Annotated in this window: 15 protein-coding genes and 1 pseudogene; 10 read left to right on the top strand and 6 right to left on the bottom strand. The window is 74.6% G+C overall.

Features of this window, described 5'->3' with window-relative positions; all coding sequences use genetic code 11:
* Nucleotides 1-71 precede the first annotated feature (71 nt).
* Genes ACZDWJ_RS06070 through ACZDWJ_RS06060 form a run of 3 tightly spaced genes read left to right on the top strand, consistent with a single transcriptional unit; the run spans nucleotide 72 to nucleotide 1656 of the window.
* Nucleotides 72-653, top strand: a complete 582-nt coding sequence (locus ACZDWJ_RS06070) for a GNAT family N-acetyltransferase (RefSeq protein WP_463520035.1) — start codon at nucleotides 72-74, stop codon at nucleotides 651-653.
* Nucleotides 650-1351: an AzlC family ABC transporter permease gene (locus tag ACZDWJ_RS06065; protein ID WP_463520034.1), complete on the top strand. Its 702-nt coding sequence runs from the start codon at nucleotides 650-652 to the stop codon at nucleotides 1349-1351. Before ACZDWJ_RS06070 ends, ACZDWJ_RS06065 begins: the two co-directional genes overlap by 4 nt.
* Nucleotides 1348-1656 (top strand): AzlD domain-containing protein, encoded by a 309-nt coding sequence (locus ACZDWJ_RS06060; RefSeq protein WP_463520033.1) that lies wholly within the window; start codon nucleotides 1348-1350, stop codon nucleotides 1654-1656. The genes ACZDWJ_RS06065 and ACZDWJ_RS06060 overlap by 4 nt, the downstream gene beginning before the upstream one ends.
* Nucleotides 1657-1681: 25 nt before the next feature.
* Here ACZDWJ_RS06060 and ACZDWJ_RS06055 read toward each other — a convergent pair whose 3' ends face one another.
* A complete protein-coding gene (locus ACZDWJ_RS06055) occupies nucleotides 1682-3349 on the bottom strand; it encodes a M4 family metallopeptidase (protein WP_463520032.1) in 1668 nt (555 codons plus the stop codon).
* 153 nt (nucleotides 3350-3502) lie between these two features.
* Nucleotides 3503-4285 (bottom strand): 4-hydroxy-tetrahydrodipicolinate reductase, encoded by a 783-nt coding sequence (gene dapB / locus ACZDWJ_RS06050; RefSeq protein WP_463520031.1) that lies wholly within the window; start codon nucleotides 4283-4285, stop codon nucleotides 3503-3505.
* Nucleotides 4286-4412: 127 nt separating this feature from the next.
* On the opposite strand from dapB, the gene ACZDWJ_RS06045 reads away from it, so the two are divergent.
* From ACZDWJ_RS06045 to ACZDWJ_RS06035, 3 genes are read left to right on the top strand one after another with little or no spacing between them, the layout of a single operon-like run.
* On the top strand, nucleotides 4413-4928 hold the full coding sequence (locus tag ACZDWJ_RS06045; protein ID WP_463520030.1) for a class I SAM-dependent methyltransferase: 516 nt from the start codon (nucleotides 4413-4415) through the stop codon (nucleotides 4926-4928).
* Between the two features lie 55 nt (nucleotides 4929-4983).
* Nucleotides 4984-5580: a transposase gene (locus ACZDWJ_RS06040; RefSeq protein ID WP_463520029.1), complete on the top strand. Its 597-nt coding sequence runs from the start codon at nucleotides 4984-4986 to the stop codon at nucleotides 5578-5580.
* Complete coding sequence (locus ACZDWJ_RS06035) at nucleotides 5577-6128, top strand: hypothetical protein (RefSeq protein ID WP_463520028.1); 552 nt, start codon at nucleotides 5577-5579, stop codon at nucleotides 6126-6128. The genes ACZDWJ_RS06040 and ACZDWJ_RS06035 overlap by 4 nt, the downstream gene beginning before the upstream one ends.
* Before the next feature lie 54 nt (nucleotides 6129-6182).
* On the opposite strand, the gene ACZDWJ_RS06030 is transcribed toward ACZDWJ_RS06035, so the two are convergent.
* The 3 genes from ACZDWJ_RS06030 to rpsO all read right to left on the bottom strand — a co-directional run bounded on the left by ACZDWJ_RS06030 (nucleotide 6183) and on the right by rpsO (nucleotide 10398).
* Complete coding sequence (locus ACZDWJ_RS06030) at nucleotides 6183-7484, bottom strand: M16 family metallopeptidase (protein ID WP_463520027.1); 1302 nt, start codon at nucleotides 7482-7484, stop codon at nucleotides 6183-6185.
* Between the two features lie 116 nt (nucleotides 7485-7600).
* Nucleotides 7601-9826: a polyribonucleotide nucleotidyltransferase gene (locus ACZDWJ_RS06025; RefSeq protein WP_463520026.1), complete on the bottom strand. Its 2226-nt coding sequence runs from the start codon at nucleotides 9824-9826 to the stop codon at nucleotides 7601-7603.
* A gap of 296 nt (nucleotides 9827-10122) precedes the next feature.
* Nucleotides 10123-10398 carry a 30S ribosomal protein S15 gene (gene rpsO / locus ACZDWJ_RS06020; protein ID WP_463520025.1) on the bottom strand — a complete coding sequence of 92 codons (276 nt, stop codon included), beginning with the start codon at nucleotides 10396-10398 and terminating at the stop codon, nucleotides 10123-10125.
* Here rpsO and ACZDWJ_RS06015 point away from each other — a divergent pair.
* A pseudogene (locus ACZDWJ_RS06015) lies at nucleotides 10279-10674 on the top strand (hypothetical protein); the annotation flags it as partial. The gene rpsO and the pseudogene ACZDWJ_RS06015 sit on opposite strands and share 120 nt — an antisense overlap.
* Nucleotides 10675-10886: 212 nt before the next feature.
* The gene (locus ACZDWJ_RS06010) at nucleotides 10887-12689 is read left to right on the top strand and encodes a molybdopterin-dependent oxidoreductase (RefSeq protein ID WP_463520024.1); all 1803 of its coding nucleotides are present in this window, start codon (nucleotides 10887-10889) and stop codon (nucleotides 12687-12689) included.
* A gap of 69 nt (nucleotides 12690-12758) precedes the next feature.
* Here ACZDWJ_RS06010 and ptsP read toward each other — a convergent pair whose 3' ends face one another.
* On the bottom strand, nucleotides 12759-14468 hold the full coding sequence (gene ptsP, locus ACZDWJ_RS06005) for a phosphoenolpyruvate--protein phosphotransferase (RefSeq protein ID WP_463520023.1): 1710 nt from the start codon (nucleotides 14466-14468) through the stop codon (nucleotides 12759-12761).
* Nucleotides 14469-14555: 87 nt separating this feature from the next.
* Here ptsP and ACZDWJ_RS06000 point away from each other — a divergent pair, with 87 nt between their 5' ends.
* Complete coding sequence (locus ACZDWJ_RS06000; protein WP_463520022.1) at nucleotides 14556-15323, top strand: DeoR/GlpR family DNA-binding transcription regulator; 768 nt, start codon at nucleotides 14556-14558, stop codon at nucleotides 15321-15323.
* The gene (locus ACZDWJ_RS05995; protein ID WP_463520021.1) at nucleotides 15320-16279 is read left to right on the top strand and encodes a 1-phosphofructokinase family hexose kinase; all 960 of its coding nucleotides are present in this window, start codon (nucleotides 15320-15322) and stop codon (nucleotides 16277-16279) included. The genes ACZDWJ_RS06000 and ACZDWJ_RS05995 overlap by 4 nt, the downstream gene beginning before the upstream one ends.
* The last annotated feature ends 132 nt before the right edge of the window (nucleotides 16280-16411 follow it).

Here is a 16411-nt window from a genome sequence, read left to right as displayed (position 1 = left end):
CCGCCGCGCCGCTCCCACCGCCAGGATCACCCCTGCGCAGGGTCGCGGCGACGGGGCGGCAGGATGGGGCCATGAGCGGCTCCTCCCCCGACGCCCGTCCCGCCGACCGGCCCGCCGACCACTCCGTGCGGATCGCCTGGGCCGACGACGCGCCGGCGCTCGCCGCGCTGCAGCTGCGCACCTGGCCCGAGCGCTACGGCCACCTGCTGCCGGCCGAGGCGCTGCCGCAGGGCGAGGAGGCGCTGGCCGCCGCGACGCAGGCCTGGCGCGGGCTGCTGACCCGTCCGGCGGAGGCGCGGCAGCGGGTGCTCGTCGCGCTGGACCGCGCCCGGGTGGTCGGCTCCGTGCTGACCTCGCCGGCCACCGACCCCGACGCCGACCCCGGGCACGACGCCGAGCTGCACGAGCTCACCGTCGCCACCGACGAGCGTCGCCGCGGACACGGCACCCGGCTCCTGCAGGCGGCCGTCGACACCGTCGCGGCCGACCGCTTCACCCGCGTCGTCACCTGGGTGCTCAGCGACGACGACGCCCTGCGCACCCTGCTCACCTCCGCCGGCTGGGCCACCGACGGCGCCCACCGCGAGCTCGACCTCGACGGCACCGGCGCGGTGCGGGTGCGCCAGGTGCGCCTGCACACGGCCGTGGGATGAGCGCCGCGCCGGAGCGGGCGCGGCGGGCGAGCGTCGTCGACTCGCTGGGGGTGGGCGTCGCGACCGGGCTCTACGGCCTCTCCTTCGGCGCCGTCGCGGTGGCCTCGGGCCTCTCGACCGCCCAGGCCTGCGTGCTCTCGCTGCTCATGTTCACCGGCGCCTCGCAGTTCGCGCTCGTCGGCGTGCTCGCCGGAGGTGGTGCCGCACCGGCCGCGGCCGGCACCGCGCTGCTGCTCGGCACCCGCAACACGCTCTACGGGCTGCGTCTGGCCGCTCTTCTCCCCTGGCGCGGGCCGCGACGCCTGCTGGCCGCGCACCTGGTGATCGACGAGTCGACGGCGATGGCCGTGGGCCAGCCGACCGCTCCCCTGGCCCGCCTGGCGTTCCTCGTGACCGGCGGCTCGGTGTTCCTGCTGTGGAACCTGACGACGCTGGCCGGGGCGTTGGCGGGCAGCGCCCTCGGCGACCCGCGCGACCTGGGGCTCGACGCCGCCGTCGGCGCGGCCTTCCTCGCACTGCTGTGGCCGCGCCTCTCCGACGGCGGCCTGCGGCTGCTGGCGCTCGCCGCGGCCGCCCTGGCGCTGGCGCTCGTTCCGGCGACCCCGGCCGGGGTGCCGGTGCTCGCCGCGGGCGGCCTGGCGCTGCTGGCCGGGCTGCACCCGCGGCTCGGCGCGCCGGGCGAGCAGGAGGCGTCGTGAGCCCGACGTGGACCGCCATCGTCGTGGCCGGCGTCGGCTGCCTGGCGCTCAAGGCGCTCGGGCTGGCCGTGCCGACGCGGGTGCTCGAGCGCCCGGTCGTCGCCCGGGTGGCCGCCCTGGTGCCGGTGGCGCTGCTCGCGGCGCTGGTGGCCGTGCAGACGCTGGCCGACGGCACGCGGCTCGCGCTCGACGCGCGCGTGGCGGGCCTGGCCGCCGCCGTGGTGCTGCTGGTGGTGCGGGCGCCGTTCCTCGTCGTCGTGGCCGGCGCCGCGGCCACCGCGGCCGTGCTGCGCGCCCTGGCCTGAGCCAGGACGCGCAGCAGACGCGTCGTCAGGAGACGGAGACCGCGCTCCAGGCGGCGCCCACCGCGGACTCCTGGACGCTGCCCGCGCCGTAGAGGTCCTTCGCGGCCGACAGCGTGGCGGTGCGAGCGCCGCTGTAGGTGGTGCCCGAGGTCATGTAGACCGTGAGCGCCCGGAACCAGATGCGCTGGGCGGCGTCGCGGCCGATGCCGGCGACGGTGGAGCCGTTGCAGGTCGTGGAGCTGTGCGCGACGCCGTTGATGGTCTTGGCGCCCGAGCCCTCCGCGAGCAGGTAGAAGAAGTGGTTGCCCACGCCCGAGGAGTAGTGCACGTCGAGGTTCTTGGTGTTCGCCGACCAGCAGTTCGGCGACTTGCCGTCGCTGATGGGGTCGTCCATGCGACGGAACCCGCTGTGCTTGGCGAGGTCGAACTCCTCGCCGATGAGGTAGTCGCCGGGGTCGGCGGCGTTCGCGGCAAAGAACTCGACCATCGTGCCGAAGATGTCCGAGGTGGCCTCGTTGAGGCCGCCGGACTCGCCGCTGTAGGTCAGGCCGGCGGTGTTCTCGGTGACGCCGTGCGACATCTCGTGGCCCGCGACGTCGAGGGAGACCAGCGGACCGTAGGAGGTGCCGTCACCGTCGCCGTAGGTCATCTTCGAGCCGTCCCAGAAGGCGTTGACGTAGCCCGAGCCGTAGTGGACGCGGTTGTAGGAGCCGCGCCCGTCGCCGAAGATGCCGGCACGGCCGTGGACCTGGGTGTAGTAGTCCCAGGTCTCGTTGGTGCCGTACTGGGCGTCGACGCCGGCCGAGGCGCGGTTCGCGGTGGTGCCCGAGCCGAAGGACGTCGTCGGTCTGGTGAAGATCGTGCCGGTCTTGCAGCCCACCCCGAGCACGCCGCACAGCTGGGAGTCGGTGCCGCCGTTCATGTCGGTGGTGTACGTGCCGCCGCGGGTGGCGTCCTTGAGCTGGAAGGCGCCGTTGGCGGGCGTGACCTGCAGCGGGACGGTGCCGCTGTAGAGCGACTGGCCGCTGCCGTCGGCGGTCTGGATGGCCTCCTCGCGGCGCAGGACCGTCCCCGTGCGGGCGTCGACGTAGGTGGAGAGCCGGCTGGGCGTGCCGTCGGCGGCGCGGCCGCCCGTGACGACCTGCCAGGCCAGGCGGGGCGCGTGACCGACCGCGTCGACGACCAGGCGCGGCGAGCCTGTGACCGTGCGGCCGCGCAGGTCGGCGGTGGCGCGGGCCGGGGCGAGGGTGCGGGTGCGGGCCGTGGTCGCGCCGACCCGCGGGGAGACCGACAGCGCGAGCGCGCTGCGCAGGGTCTGGCTGGCGCCGCGGTAGGTGCCGTCGGGGGCCTGGTGGACGACGACGTCGCCGCCGAGGACCGGCAGGCCGCGGTAGGTGCGGGCCAGGCGGACGTGCGTGGTGCCGTCCGCGTCGCGCAGGGCCCGACCCTCGGCGCGCAGCGCCTGGCCGGTGGCGACGCGGGCGGCCGGGTGGGCCGAGAGCGCGGTGATGGCGCGGGCCGAGAGCCGGGCGACGGCGTCGTCGCCCTGGACCTCGCGGGCCTGGACGCGGGCGGCGTCACGGCCGGCGCGGGCGTCGGGGCCGGGGGGGACGGCCTGGGCCGTCGACAGGCCGGTCGCGAGTGCGCTGGCGCCGAGCAGGGCGGCGGCCGCGAGGCCGATGCCGATCCTCATGGGGGTCTCCTTCCGCGACGTCCCGATGACGCCGGTGGGAGGAGACTGGGGCCGCGAGGACGGCGGCGGAACGGCGGACGAAGCGCAGGTTCGTGCACCGCAGGAATCTGCAGCGGATCGCGGGAACCGCGGCCGGCCGCGCCGCAGCGGGCGTCAGTCGAGGTCGAGCAGGTGCTCCAGCCCGACGGTGAGGCCGGGGTGCGCGCCGATGCCGCGCACGCCGACGAGCACGCCGGGAGCGAAGGAGGCGCGGTCGAGGGAGTCGTGACGGATGGTGAGGGTCTCCCCCGGGCCGCCGAGGACGACCTCCTGGTGGGCCACGAGGCCGCGGATGCGCAGGGCGTGCACCGGCACGCCGTCGACGACCGCGCCGCGGGCCCCGTCGAGCGCGGTGCTGGTGGCGTCGGGCATCGGCGCTGCGCCGGCCTCGCGGCGGGCCGCGGCGATCAGCTCGGCGGTGCGGCGCGCGGTGCCCGACGGGGCGTCGGCCTTCGTGGGGTGGTGCAGCTCGACGATCTCGACGGACTCGTAGAACGCGGCCGCCTGCGCGGCGAAGCGCATCATGAGGATCGCGCCGATGGAGAAGTTCGGGGCGATGAGCACGCCCGTGTCGGGCGCGTCGGCGAGCTGCTCGCGCAGCGTGGCGAGGCGGTCGTCGTCGAAGCCGGTGGTGCCGACGACGGCGTGGATGCCGTGCTCGATGCAGAACGCCAGGTTGTCCATGACGACGTCGGGGTGGGTGAAGTCGACGACGACCTGCGCGCCGCCCTCGACCAGCGCCGCGCGATCGTCGCCGGCGTCGACCTCGGCCACCAGCACGAGGTCGACGGCGGCCTCGACGGCCCGGCAGATCTCGGCGCCGACCTTGCCGCGGGCGCCGAGCACGCCGACGCGGAGCCCGGCGGAGGAGGACGAGGACGCGGACTGGCTGCTCACGAGGCCCCAACCTACAAGCGCCGTGAGGCGGATCCCGCGGCGATCTCACGGCGATCTCACGGCGATCTCACCCCCCGCCGGGATGGTGCCGGGCGCGCGCGGGTGTGGATCTGGCAGGCTGGTGCCCATGGTGCTGCAGACGATCCCGGCGCGGATCCGCTGGTCCGTCGACCTCATGGACGTCCAGCCCGACGACCACGTGCTCGAGATCGGCTGCGGTCCGGGCGCGGGCGCAGAGCTCATCTGCAGCCGGCTCGAGACCGGCAAGCTGTTCGCTATCGACCGCTCGGAGTCCGGCGTCGACCGCACGAAGCGACGCTGCGCCCAGTACGTCGAGGCCGGGCGGCTCACCGTGCGTCAGATCGACCTGGCGACCCTGCGCGTGCCGGTGAAGCGGCTGACGAAGGTCTACGCCTTCAACGTCAACCTCTTCTGGGTGCGCGACTGCGCCGACGAGATCGCCCTGCTCCACGAGCGGCTGCTTCCCGGCGGCAAGGTGTTCCTCTACTACGAGGCCACCCGTGCCGAGGACGTCCCGCAGATGATCGAGCGCACCTCCGCCTCGCTGGCCGCGGGCGGGTTCCGCGTGCAGGTCGTGCAGCGCAAGGTGCCGGCCTGCGTCGGCGTCATCGGCCACCGATAAGGGAATATCCTTCATCGGCGTTGCATCAGGTTATTTCCTTCTGTACCGTCGAGGGGTGCTCGCCGTCCTCACCCTCGACCAACGCGGCAGCCGCACCGGTCCCGATCTCGTGCCGCCGCTGCTGACCTCGCTCGCCGCGGTGCCCGTCGCCGCGCGCTTCGCCCGCACCGCGGGCGACGAGGTGCAGGGCGTGCTGGCCTCCCCCGACGCGCTGGTCGGCGTCCTGGCCCTGCTGCTGCGCTCGGAGCAGTGGAACATCGGCGTCGGGATCGGCGAGGTCGAGCTCCCGCTGCCCCAGGACGCGCCGGCCGGACGCGGCCCGGCCTTCCTGCACGCGCGCACCGCCGTCACCGCCGCGAAGTCGAGCCCCTGGCGGCTGCGAGTGGTCGGCGAGACGCCCGCGGTGCGCGCGCTCGAGACCACCGCCTGGCTGTGGGCCGCCGTGCTCAGTCGTCGCACGAGCCGTGGCTGGGAGGTCGCCGACCTCGCCGCCGAGGGCCTGGCCTACGGCGAGATCGGCGAGCGCCTGGGCATCAGCCAGTCGGCGGTGAGCCAGCGCGCCCAGGCCGCCGGCATCGTCGAGGACCGCCGCGCGCGCGAGCTGCTCGGCTGGCTGGCCGCCGACCTCCTCGCTCCTGAGGAGCCCGCGTGAGCGCCACCGCCTGGACCGCCCTGGCCCTGCTGCCGCTCGCCGGCTGCCTGGCCGCCGGCCTGCTGGCCTGGCGCCGTGGCGAGGCTCGCCTCGCCGGGCCGGTCGCGCTCGGTCTGCTGGTGATCACGGCGGCGCTCGTCGCGCTCCCGCCCGAGGTCGACGCCGGGCCGCGCTGGCTCACCGGCCTGCTGGTCGCGCTCGCCGCCGGCTGCGCGGTCGCCGGCGGCGGTCCGCTGACCACCCTCGTCTTCGCCGCGATCGACCGTCGCGAGCCGCCCGACCGCCTCCACGAGGCCGGTCGGGTGCTGCGCGGCGGCGCGTGGATCGGCGGGCTCGAGCGGCTCGCCGTCTTCGCCAGCCTGGTGGCCGGCTGGCCCGAGGGCCTGGCCGTCGTCCTGGCCGTCAAGGGCCTGGGCCGCTACCCCGAGCTGCGCGCGGCCGAGGACGCCGTGCGCACCGGCGCCGCCGAGCGGTTCATCATCGGCACGCTCGTGAGCGTGCTGTGGTCGGCCGCCTGCGCGGGCGTCGTCGTGCTCGTGACCCGCTAGGCGGCCCGACCCGGCCCGACCCGGCCCGAGCCGGTGCGGTGCGGCCCGGCAGGCTCAGGGCCCGACGACCGCCAGGACCTCCGGGCGCACCAGGAGCTCGGCCGCGAGCGCGGAGACCTCCTCGAGCGTGACGGCGTCGATGCGCGCGAGCACCTCCTCGATGCTCAGCAGCTCGGCGTAGACCAGCTCGGCCTTGCCCAGCCGCGACATCCGCGAGCCGGAGTCCTCCAGGCCCAGCACCAGGCTGCCCTTGAGCTGGCCCTGGGCGCGCTGGAGCTCCTCGGCGGTGATGCCGTCGGCGGCGACCGCGGCGAGCTCGCGGCGCACCGTGGCCAGGACGTCGTCGAGCTTGGCCGGCAGGCAGCCCACTGCGACGCCCACCAGGCCGGAGTCGGCGTGGTGGGAGGCGAAGGAGTAGACCGAGTACGCCAGGCCGCGCACCTCGCGGACCTCCTGGAACAGCCGGCTCGACGTGCCGCCGCCCAGCGCGGTGGTGAGCAGGCTCAGCGCGAAGCGACGCGGGTCGTGGCGGGTGATGCCCTCCATGCCCAGCACGACGTTGACCTGCTCGAAGGGCCGCAGCGAGGACATCGTGCCCGGGCGCACCGGCAGCGGGACGCCCGAGCCGCGCAGCACGAGCGGCTCCTCGTCGCCGGAGAGCCAGTCGCCGCGACCGAAGGCCTTCTCGACCAGGGCCACCACGGCGTCGTGCTCGAGGTTGCCGGCCACCGCGACCACCATCCGCGCCGGGCGGTAGTGGGTGCGGTAGAAGGCGTCGATCTGGTCGCGGGTCAGCGCGGCGATGGACTCCTCGGTGCCGGCGATGGTGCGGCCCAGCGAGGAGGTGCTCCCCCACGCCTGCTCGGCGAAGAGGTTGTGGACGACGTCGTCGGGGTCGTCGTCGTGCATCGCGATCTCGTCGAGGATGACGTCGCGCTCGGCCTCGACGTCGTCGGGCTCCAGCGTGCTGGAGGTGATCATGTCGCCGAGGACGTCGACGGCGAGCGGCAGGTCGTCGTCGAGCACCCGCGCGTGGAAGCAGGTGTACTCCTTGGCGGTGAAGGCGTTGAACTCCCCGCCGACGGCGTCGAGCTCGACGGAGATGTCGAGGGCCGAGCGCTCGCCGGTGCCCTTGAAGAGCAGGTGCTCGAGGAAGTGCGAGCAGCCGTGGAGCGTGGAGTCCTCGTCGGCCGAGCCGACGCCGACCCACACCCCGATGCTGGCCGAGCGGACGCCGGCCATCTGCTCGGTGACCACGCGCAGGCCGCCGGGCAGGACGCTGCGGCGCACGCGGGAGACCACCTGGCCGGCGGCGTCGGTGGTGATCTGGAGGTCCACGGCGGCGGAGCCGGCCACGGGTCCAGCGGCGGAGCCGGCCCCGGATGCAGCGGCGGACGCGGGACGGGAAGCGGCAGACCCGCCCGGGAGGCCCGGGCGGGTCTGCTGGTGCTGATGCGGCACGGGGACGGGCCTCAGGCCTCGTCGCCGTTCGACGCGGCGTCGTCGCCGCCCTCGACCACGGGGGCGAGGGAGAGCTTGCCGCGGTCGTCGACCTCGGCGATCTCGACCTGGATCTTCTGACCCACCGAGACGACGTCCTCCACCGACTCCACGCGCTTGCCGTCGTTGAGCGCCCGCAGCTTGGTGATGTGCAGCAGGCCGTCCTTGCCCGGGAGCAGGGACACGAAGGCACCGAAGTTGGTGGTCTTCACGACGGTGCCGAGGTAGCGCTCGCCGACCTCGGGCATCGTCGGGTTGGCGATGGCGTTGACCGCGCTGCGCGCGGCCTCGGCTGCCTCGCCGTTGGTGGCGCCGATGTAGACGGTGCCGTCGTCCTCGATGGAGATCGAGGCGCCGGTGTCGTCCTGGATCTGGTTGATCACCTTGCCCTTCGGGCCGATGACCTCGCCGATCTTGTCGACGGGGACCTTCACGGTGATGATCCGCGGCGCGGTGGAGGACATCTCGGCCGGGGCCTCGATGGCCTCGTTCATGACGTCGAGGATCGCCAGGCGGGCGTCGCGGGCCTGGGTCAGCGCGGCGGCCAGGACCTCGGCGGGGATGCCGTCGAGCTTGGTGTCGAGCTGCAGGGCCGTGACGAACTCGCGGGTGCCGGCGACCTTGAAGTCCATGTCGCCGAAGGCGTCCTCGGCACCGAGGATGTCGGTGAGGGCGACGTACTGGGTCTCGCCGTCGATCTCACCGGAGATCAGGCCCATCGCGATGCCGGCGACGGGCGCCTTCAGCGGGACGCCGGCCTGGAGCAGCGAGAGGGTCGAGGCGCAGACCGAGCCCATCGAGGTGGAGCCGTTGGAGCCCATGGCCTCGGAGAGCTGACGGATCGCGTAGGGGAACTCCTCGCGGTCGGGCAGCACGGGCAGGAGGGCGCGACGCGCGAGCGCGCCGTGGCCGACCTCGCGGCGCTTCGGCGAGCCGACGCGACCGGTCTCGCCGGTGGAGAACGGCGGGAAGATGTACTTGTGCATGTAGCGCCGGTGGGTCTCCGGCGACAGGGTGTCGATCTGCTGCTCCATCTTGAGCATGTCGAGGGTGGTGACGCCCAGGATCTGGGTCTCACCACGCTCGAACAGCGCGGAGCCGTGGACGCGCGGGATCACGTCGACCTCGGCGTGCAGCGGACGGATGTCGGCCAGGCCACGGCCGTCGATGCGCACCTTGTCGCGCAGGACGCGCTCGCGCACGACCTGCTTGTTGACCGAGCGGAACGCCGCGCCGATCTCCTTCTCGCGACCCTCGAACTGAGCGCCGAGGCTCTCGAGCAGCGAGGCCTTGAGCTCGTCGGTGCGGGCCTCGCGGTCCTGCTTGTCGGCGATGGTCATCGCGGCGGTGAGGTCGGCCTTGACGGCCGCCTCGACGGCGGCGAACACGTCGTCCTCGTAGTCGAGGAAGATCGGGAAGTCCTGGACGGGCTTCGCGGCGACGGCGGCGAGCTCGCTCTGGGCCTGGACCAGCTGCTTGATGAAGGGCTTCGCGGCGTCGAGACCGCCGGCGACGACCTCCTCGGTGGGCGCGGTGGCGCCGCCGCGGATCAGCTCGATGGTCTCCTCGGTGGCCTCGGCCTCGACCATCATGATCGCGACGTCGCCGGTGTCGGTGACGCGACCGGCGACGACCATGTCGAAGACGGCCTTCTCGAGCTGGCTGTGGGTCGGGAACGCCACCCACTGACCCTCGATCAGCGCCACGCGGACGCCGCCGACGGGGCCGGAGAACGGCAGGCCGGAGAGCTGGGTCGACATGGACGCCGCGTTGATGGCGAGCACGTCGTAGGGGGCGTCGGGGTTGAGCGCCATCACCGTGATGACGACCTGGACCTCGTTGCGCAGGCCCTTCTTGAAGGTCGGGCGCAGCGGGCGGTCGATGAGGCGGCAGGCGAGGATGGCGTCCTCGCCCGGGCGACCCTCGGAGCGGAAGAACGAGCCGGGGATGCGGCCCGCGGCGTACATCCGCTCCTCGACGTCGATGGTGAGCGGGAAGAAGTCGAAGTGGTCCTTCGGCTGCTTGCCGGCCGTGGTGGCCGAGAGCAGCATCGTGTCGTCGTCGAGGTAGGCCGTGACGGCGCCGGCGGCCTGGCGGGCCAGGAGGCCGGTCTCGAACTTGATGGTGCGGGTGCCGAACTTCCCGTTGTCGAGGACGGTCTCGACAGCGGAGATGACGGGCTCGGTGGAGTCGGTCAAGGGATGTCCTTGCTGTTCGCGGAGCGGACCGCGCCCGGACGACGTGCGCCGACCGAGATCGCTCGGGCGGCGGGAGGCGGCGGGCTCGCGCATGGAGTCCGACGCTGGATGGCCGGTCTTCGATCGAGGCCCACAGCGCGGCCGATGCCGGCCTGGAGGCCACTACCGAGGACCGGGCCTGTACGGGCGGGTCGCTCCTGGTGGATGTGCTGTTCAGTTGTGGTCGGGGCCATCGTAGTGCGGACCCCGGGAAAAGACGCGGAGCGGCTGCCGCTCCGCACCTGATGACGGAGAGGTCAGCGGCGCAGGCCGAGACGCTCGACGATCGAGCGGTAGCGCTCGATCTCGGTCTTGTTCAGGTAGTTGAGGAGACGACGGCGCTGGCCGACGAGCAGCAGCAGACCACGACGGCTGTGGTGGTCGTGCTTGTGCTGCTTGAGGTGCTCGGTGAGGTGGGCGATGCGGTGGCTGAGCAGCGCGATCTGCACCTCCGGCGAGCCGGTGTCGCCCTCGGTCGTGGCGTACTCGGCGATGATCCTCTTCTTGGTCTCCGCGTCGGTTCCGATCGACATGTGCGGGCTCCTCTCGACTCGTTGCGCGGTGCTCCGGGGCTTCTCCCCGGGGCTCTCTCGCTCCGCGGCCGTTCTGACGGCAACCGCAGCAGGCTATCGGTCGGTCCGGGGCGCGGCCAAAACGCGGCTCGGGCCTGCCCGCGCCCGACCGGCCCGGCGGACTACGGTGTGAGCGTGGCCACTCACGAGCGCCTCGGCGTCTGCAACCTGTGCGAGGCCATCTGCGGCCTCGTGCTGACCATCGACACCGACGCCCAGCGCGTCACGGGCGTGCGGGGCAACCCCGACGATCCGCTCTCGCGCGGGCACATCTGCCCCAAGGGCGTCTCGCTCGGCGACGTCCACGCCGACCCCGACCGGCTGCGTCGCCCGGTGCGGCGCATCGGCCGCGGCGCCGAGGCCCGCTGGGAGGAGATGGACTGGGACGAGGCCCTCGACCTCGTCGCCGACCGACTCGCCGCGACCCTGCGCGAGCGGGGGACGACGCCGTGGGCGTCTACCTCGGCAACCCGAACGCACACTCGCTCGGCTTCAGCACGCACGGGCCGGGCCTGGTGCGCGCGCTGCGCACCCACAACCGCTTCAGCGCCTCGACGGTCGACCAGATGCCTCATCAGGTCGTCGCGCGCGAGCTGTACGGCCACCAGCTCCTCATCCCGGTGCCCGACCTCGACCGCACCGACTGGTTCCTCGTCGTCGGCGCGAACCCGATGGCCTCCAACGGCTCGCTGATGACCGTCCCGGACTTCCCCCAGCGGGTGCGCGACCTGAGGGCGCGCGGCGGACGGATGATCGTCCTCGACCCGCGCCGCACCGAGACCGCGAGGGTCGCCGACGAGCACCACTTCGTGCGCCCCGGCACCGACGCCGCCCTGCTGGTGGCGATGATCCAGGTGCTGCTCGCCGAGGACCTGGCCCGGCCCGCCGCGTACGTCGACGGCCTCGACCGCCTCGCCGAGCTCGTCGCGCCCTTCACCCCCGAGGCCGCCGCTGCGGTCTGCGGCGTCGACGCCGAGACCATCCGCCGGCTCGCCCGCGAGCTGGTCGCGGCGCCCTCGGGCGTCGTCTACGGCCGCATCGGGGTCTCCACGCACGCCTTCGGCACCCTGTGCCAGTGGGCCATCGCTTGCCTCAACCTGCTCTCGGGCCACGCCGACGCCCCGGGCGGGGCGATGCTCCCCGAGCCCGCGGCCGACACCGTCGGCATGCGGGTCGTGGGCCCCGGCTCCCACGGCCGCTGGCGCAGCCGGGTGCGCGATCTGCCCGAGCAGGGCGGCGAGCTGCCCTCGGTGACGATGCTCGAGGAGATCACCACGCCAGGCGAGGGTCAGATCCAGGCGATGGTCACGGTGGCCGGCAACCCGGTGCTCTCGACGCCGTCGGGCGATCGGCTGGCCGAGGCCCTCGACGGGCTCGACTTCATGGTCTCGATCGACATCTACCTCAACGAGACCACCCGCCACGCCGACGTCATCCTGCCGCCGACCACGCTGCTCGAGCGGGACCACTACGACCTGGTCTTCCATGGGTTCGCGGTGCGCAACACCGCCCGCTGGACCCCGGCGGTCTTCGAGCCCGACGACGACCAGCGTCACGACTGGCAGATCGCCGCCGCCCTGGCGCACCGGCTCGCCGACCGGCTCGGCACGCCGCTGTCGGCCTCGATGGCCGGCACGCTCGACGCCGACCCGCGCGACCTCGTCGCCCTGCTGCTCGCCGGCGGCGGGCGGACGTCGATGGAGGAGCTCCTCGAGCACCCCGAGGGCGTCGACCTCGGCCCGCTGCGGCCGACCCTGCCCGAGCGGCTGCAGACGCCGTCGAAGCGCATCGACCTCACCCCCGAGGCCCTCGTCGTCGACCTGCCTCGGCTGCGCGCGAGCCTGGAGGACGCGTCGCCCGACGGCCTCGTGCTCATCGGCCGCCGTCACCTGCGCGACTGCAACTCCTGGATGCACAACACCGAGCGGCTCACCCGCGGCCGGGCCCGCCACCACCTGCTCATGCACCCCGACGACCTCGCCGAGCGCGGCCTCGACGACGGCGGGCTCGTGCGGATCACCTCGCGCGTGGGCGCGGTGGAGGTCGAGGTGAGCGCCGACGACGGCCTCATGCGCGGCGTCGTCTCCCTGCCGCACGGCTTCGGCCACGGCCTCCCCGGCACCCGCCTGCGGCACGCCAGCGGCGTCCCCGGGGTGTCGGTGAACGACCTCACCGACCCCGCCCTCGTCGACCCGCTCTCCGGCAACGCCGCCCTGACCGGCCTGCCGGTCGAGGTCGTCGCCGTCGGCTGACCCGGGCCCCGGGCACGCGACCCGCAGCATGCAACGCGGGGTTCGCCCCTCGGAGGGGCGAACCCCGCGTCACATCGGGCTGGCGGCGGCGAGGATCGCCCGGACGGCGTCGCGCGCGGCGGCGGGGTCGGCGGCGGCGAGGGCTGCCTCGGCGGCCTCCTCGCACTGGGCGTGGGTGACCTGGGCGAGCCGGGCGCCGACGGGGCGCACGGCGGCCGCGGCCATCGAGAGCGAGGTGATCCCGAGGCCGACGAGCACGCAGGCCAGCAGCGGGTCGGCGGCGGCCTCGCCGCAGACGCCCACCGGCTTGCCCGCCTCGACGCCGGCGTGCGCGGTGATCGCGATCAGCTGCAGGACGGCCGGCTGCCAGGGGTCGGTGAGGTGGGCGAGGTCGGTGGCCATCCGGTCGGCGGCCATCGTGTACTGGGTGAGGTCGTTGGTGCCGATGGAGAGGAAGTCGACGACCTCGAGCATCCGGTGGGCCAGCAGCGCCGCGGAGGGCACCTCGACCATGACGCCGGCCCGCAGGCCGCGCTCGCGAACCCGGGCGGCGAAGTCGGCGGCCTCGGCGACGGTGGCCACCATCGGCGCCATCACCCACGCCTCGGTGCCGGTGCGGCGGGCGGCCTCGGCGATGCCGTCGAGCTGACGCCCGAGCAGGCCGGGGTTGTCGAAGGAGAGCCGCAGGCCGCGGACGCCGAGGGCGGGGTTCTCCTCGCCCTCGTGCGTGGCGAAGGCGACCGGCTTGTCGGAGCCGGCGTCGAGGGTGCGCACGACGACGTAGCGCTCGCCGAACGGCTCGAGCACCGCGGCGTAGATGTCGGCCTGCTCCTCGGCGCTCGGCTCGTCGGCGCGGGAGAGGAAGCACAGCTCGGTGCGGAACAGGCCCACGCCCTCGACGGGTCCGTCGGCCGCCCGCGCGGCGGACTCGCCGTCGGCGACGTTGGCGAGCAGCTTCACGGCCGTGCCGTCGGCGGTGCGCCCGGGGCCGGCCCAGCCGGCGACGGCCTCCCGCTCGCGACGGTCGGCCTTGACGCGCGCGGCGGCGGCCTCACGCTCGGCCTCGCCCTCGCCGATGGTCTCGACCAGGCCGGCGGCGCCGTCGACGAGCACGGTGCGGCCGGCGTCGAGCCCGAGCGCTCCGGCGGTGCCGACCACACAGGGGATGCCGAGCTGCCGGGCGATGATCGCGGTGTGGCTGGTGGGCCCGCCGCGCTCGGTGACGAGGGCGACGACCAGGCGCGGGTCGAGCCCGGCGGTGTCGGCGGGAGCGAGGTCCTCGGCCACGAGGACCGACGGCTGCGCCGGCGTCGGGACGCCGGGCTCGGGGACGCCGACCAGCCGCGCGACGAGGCGACGCTCGATGTCGCGCAGGTCGGTGGCGCGCTCGGCCATGAGGCCGCCCATCTGCGTGAACAGGTCGACGAACTGCGCGACCGCGGCGTGCACGGCGTCGAGCAGCCCGGCGCCGGTGCGCAGGTTCTTGCGCACCGCGGAGCGCAGCCCCTTGTCGCGGGCCAGGCCGGCGCTGGCGGTGAGCACCTCGGCGGCGGCGCCATGGCCGGCGGCGGCGCGGGCCTCGTAGCCGGCGGCGACGTCGACGACGGCGGCGTCGTAGGCCGCGAGCGCGGACTCCTCCTCCAGCGCGGTCGTGGCGAAGGCGGCGATCGCGCCGGGGTCGATCTCGGTGCGCACGGGCAGGACGGGGCCGAGGCCCAGCCCGGGGACGACGGGCGTGCCGCTGAGGCGGTCGGCGAGACCGGAAGCGCTGGTGACCATGCTCACACGATATCCACGCGCACTCTTGACAGTCAAAGGTGTTCGGGCATAAAACAACACAAACACAGATGTGAGGGGAGCCACAGCATGTACGCCGAGGAGCGCCAGCAGGCGATCGCAGCGCTGGTCGCCGAGCGCGGCCGCCTGTCGGTCGTCGAGCTCGCGACCACCTACGACGTCACCACCGAGACGGTGCGCCGCGACCTGTCGTCCCTGGAGCGGCTCGGGCTGGTGCGCCGCGTGCACGGCGGGGTGGTCCCGCCGCACGCGCTGAGCTCGCTGGAGTCCGGCCTGGTCGAGCGTGACGGCGCCCGCGTGGAGGAGAAGGACCGCATCGCGCATGCGGCCCTCACCCTCCTGCCGCCGCCGGGCTCCACCGTCGTCATGGACGCCGGCTCCACCACCGCGCGCCTGGTCGCCGCCTGGCCCCGCGACGTGCGGCTCACCGTGTTCACGCACTCGGTGCCGCTGCTGGCCCGTCTGGCCGCGCTCCCCCAGGTCGACCTGCACCTGCTGCCCGGCCGCGTGCGCCCCACCACGGGCGCGGCCGTCGGCGCGGAGACCGTCGAGGCGCTGAGCCGCCTGCGCGCCGACGTCGTCTTCGTCGGCACCAACGGCCTGAGCACCGAGCACGGCCTGTCCACCCCCGACGTCGAGGAGGCCGCCACCAAGCGCGCGCTCGTCGGCGCCGGCCGCCAGGTCGTCGTCGCCTGCGATGCCAGCAAGGTCGGCCAGGACACCCTGGTCAGCTTCGCGCCGCTGGACGCCGTCGACGTCCTCGTCACCGACTCCGGACTGCCCACCACCGAGCGAGCCGCCCTGGAGGCGGCCGGGATCGAGGTCCTGACCGCATGATCCTCACCCTCACCGCCAACCCCAGCCACGACCGCACCGTCGCCCTCGACGCCGCGCTCACCCGCGGCGCCGTGCACCGGGTCGCCTCCGTCATCTCCCAGGCCGGTGGCAAGGGCGTCAACATCTCCCGGGCCTGCGTGGCTGCGGGCGTGCCGTCGGAGGCCGTCGTCCCGGCGCCCGCCGAAGACCCCTTCGTGCTCGAGCTGCTCGCCGCCGGCGTCGACTGCCGCCCCGTGCCCACCGACGCCTCGCCGCGGGTGAACCTCACCATCACCGAGCCCGACGGCACCACCACCAAGCTCAACAGCCCCGGCGCGCAGGCCACGCCCGCGCTCCTCGACGCCCTCGCCGACGCCGTCCGCCGCCGCGCGGGCCGCGCGTCATGGGTCGTCCTCGCCGGCTCCCTGCCGCCCGGCGCCCCGGCGTCCTGGTACGCCGATCTCGTCGCCGACCTCGTCGCGTCCCCGGCCCACGTGGCCGTCGACACCAGCGACGCCCCGCTGGCCGCGCTCGTCGCCGGCCTCGACCGCGCCGCCCCGGCGCTGATGAAGCCCAACGCCGAGGAGCTCGCCTCCTTCACCGGCGGCGACGCCGAGGAGCTCGAGCGCGACCCCGCCGCCGCGGCCAAGGCCGCCGGCACCCTCATCGACGCCGGCGTCGGCGCCGTGCTGGCCACGCTCGGCGCCCACGGCGCCGTGCTGGTCGACCGCACCGGCGCCTGGCACGCCGCTCCCCCGCCCACCACGGTCGTCAGCACCGTCGGCGCGGGCGACTCCAGCCTCTTCGGCTATCTCCTCGGCGACCTGCAGCAGCGCTCGCCGTCCCACCGACTCGCACTCGCCGTGGCCTACGGCAGTGCGGCAGCCGGGTTGCCCGGCACCACCATCCCGCTGCCGACCCAGGTCCGCCCGGAGCTGGTCACCCTCAGCAGCCTGTCCACCACCCTGGGAGGGTGACCGTGTCCGAACCGACCACCACCGACCTGATCACGCCCGCGCTGGTCCGGCTCGACGCCGATCTCGGCGCCGACAAGCACGCGGTCATCCGCGCGCTCGCCGAGACCCTCGCCGCGGGCCGAGCCGATGCCC

Source organism: Nocardioides sp. B129/18 (assembly GCF_055282735.1).
Note: the sequence above shows the minus strand (reverse complement) of the source record. Positions and strands in the feature narration are given on the sequence as shown.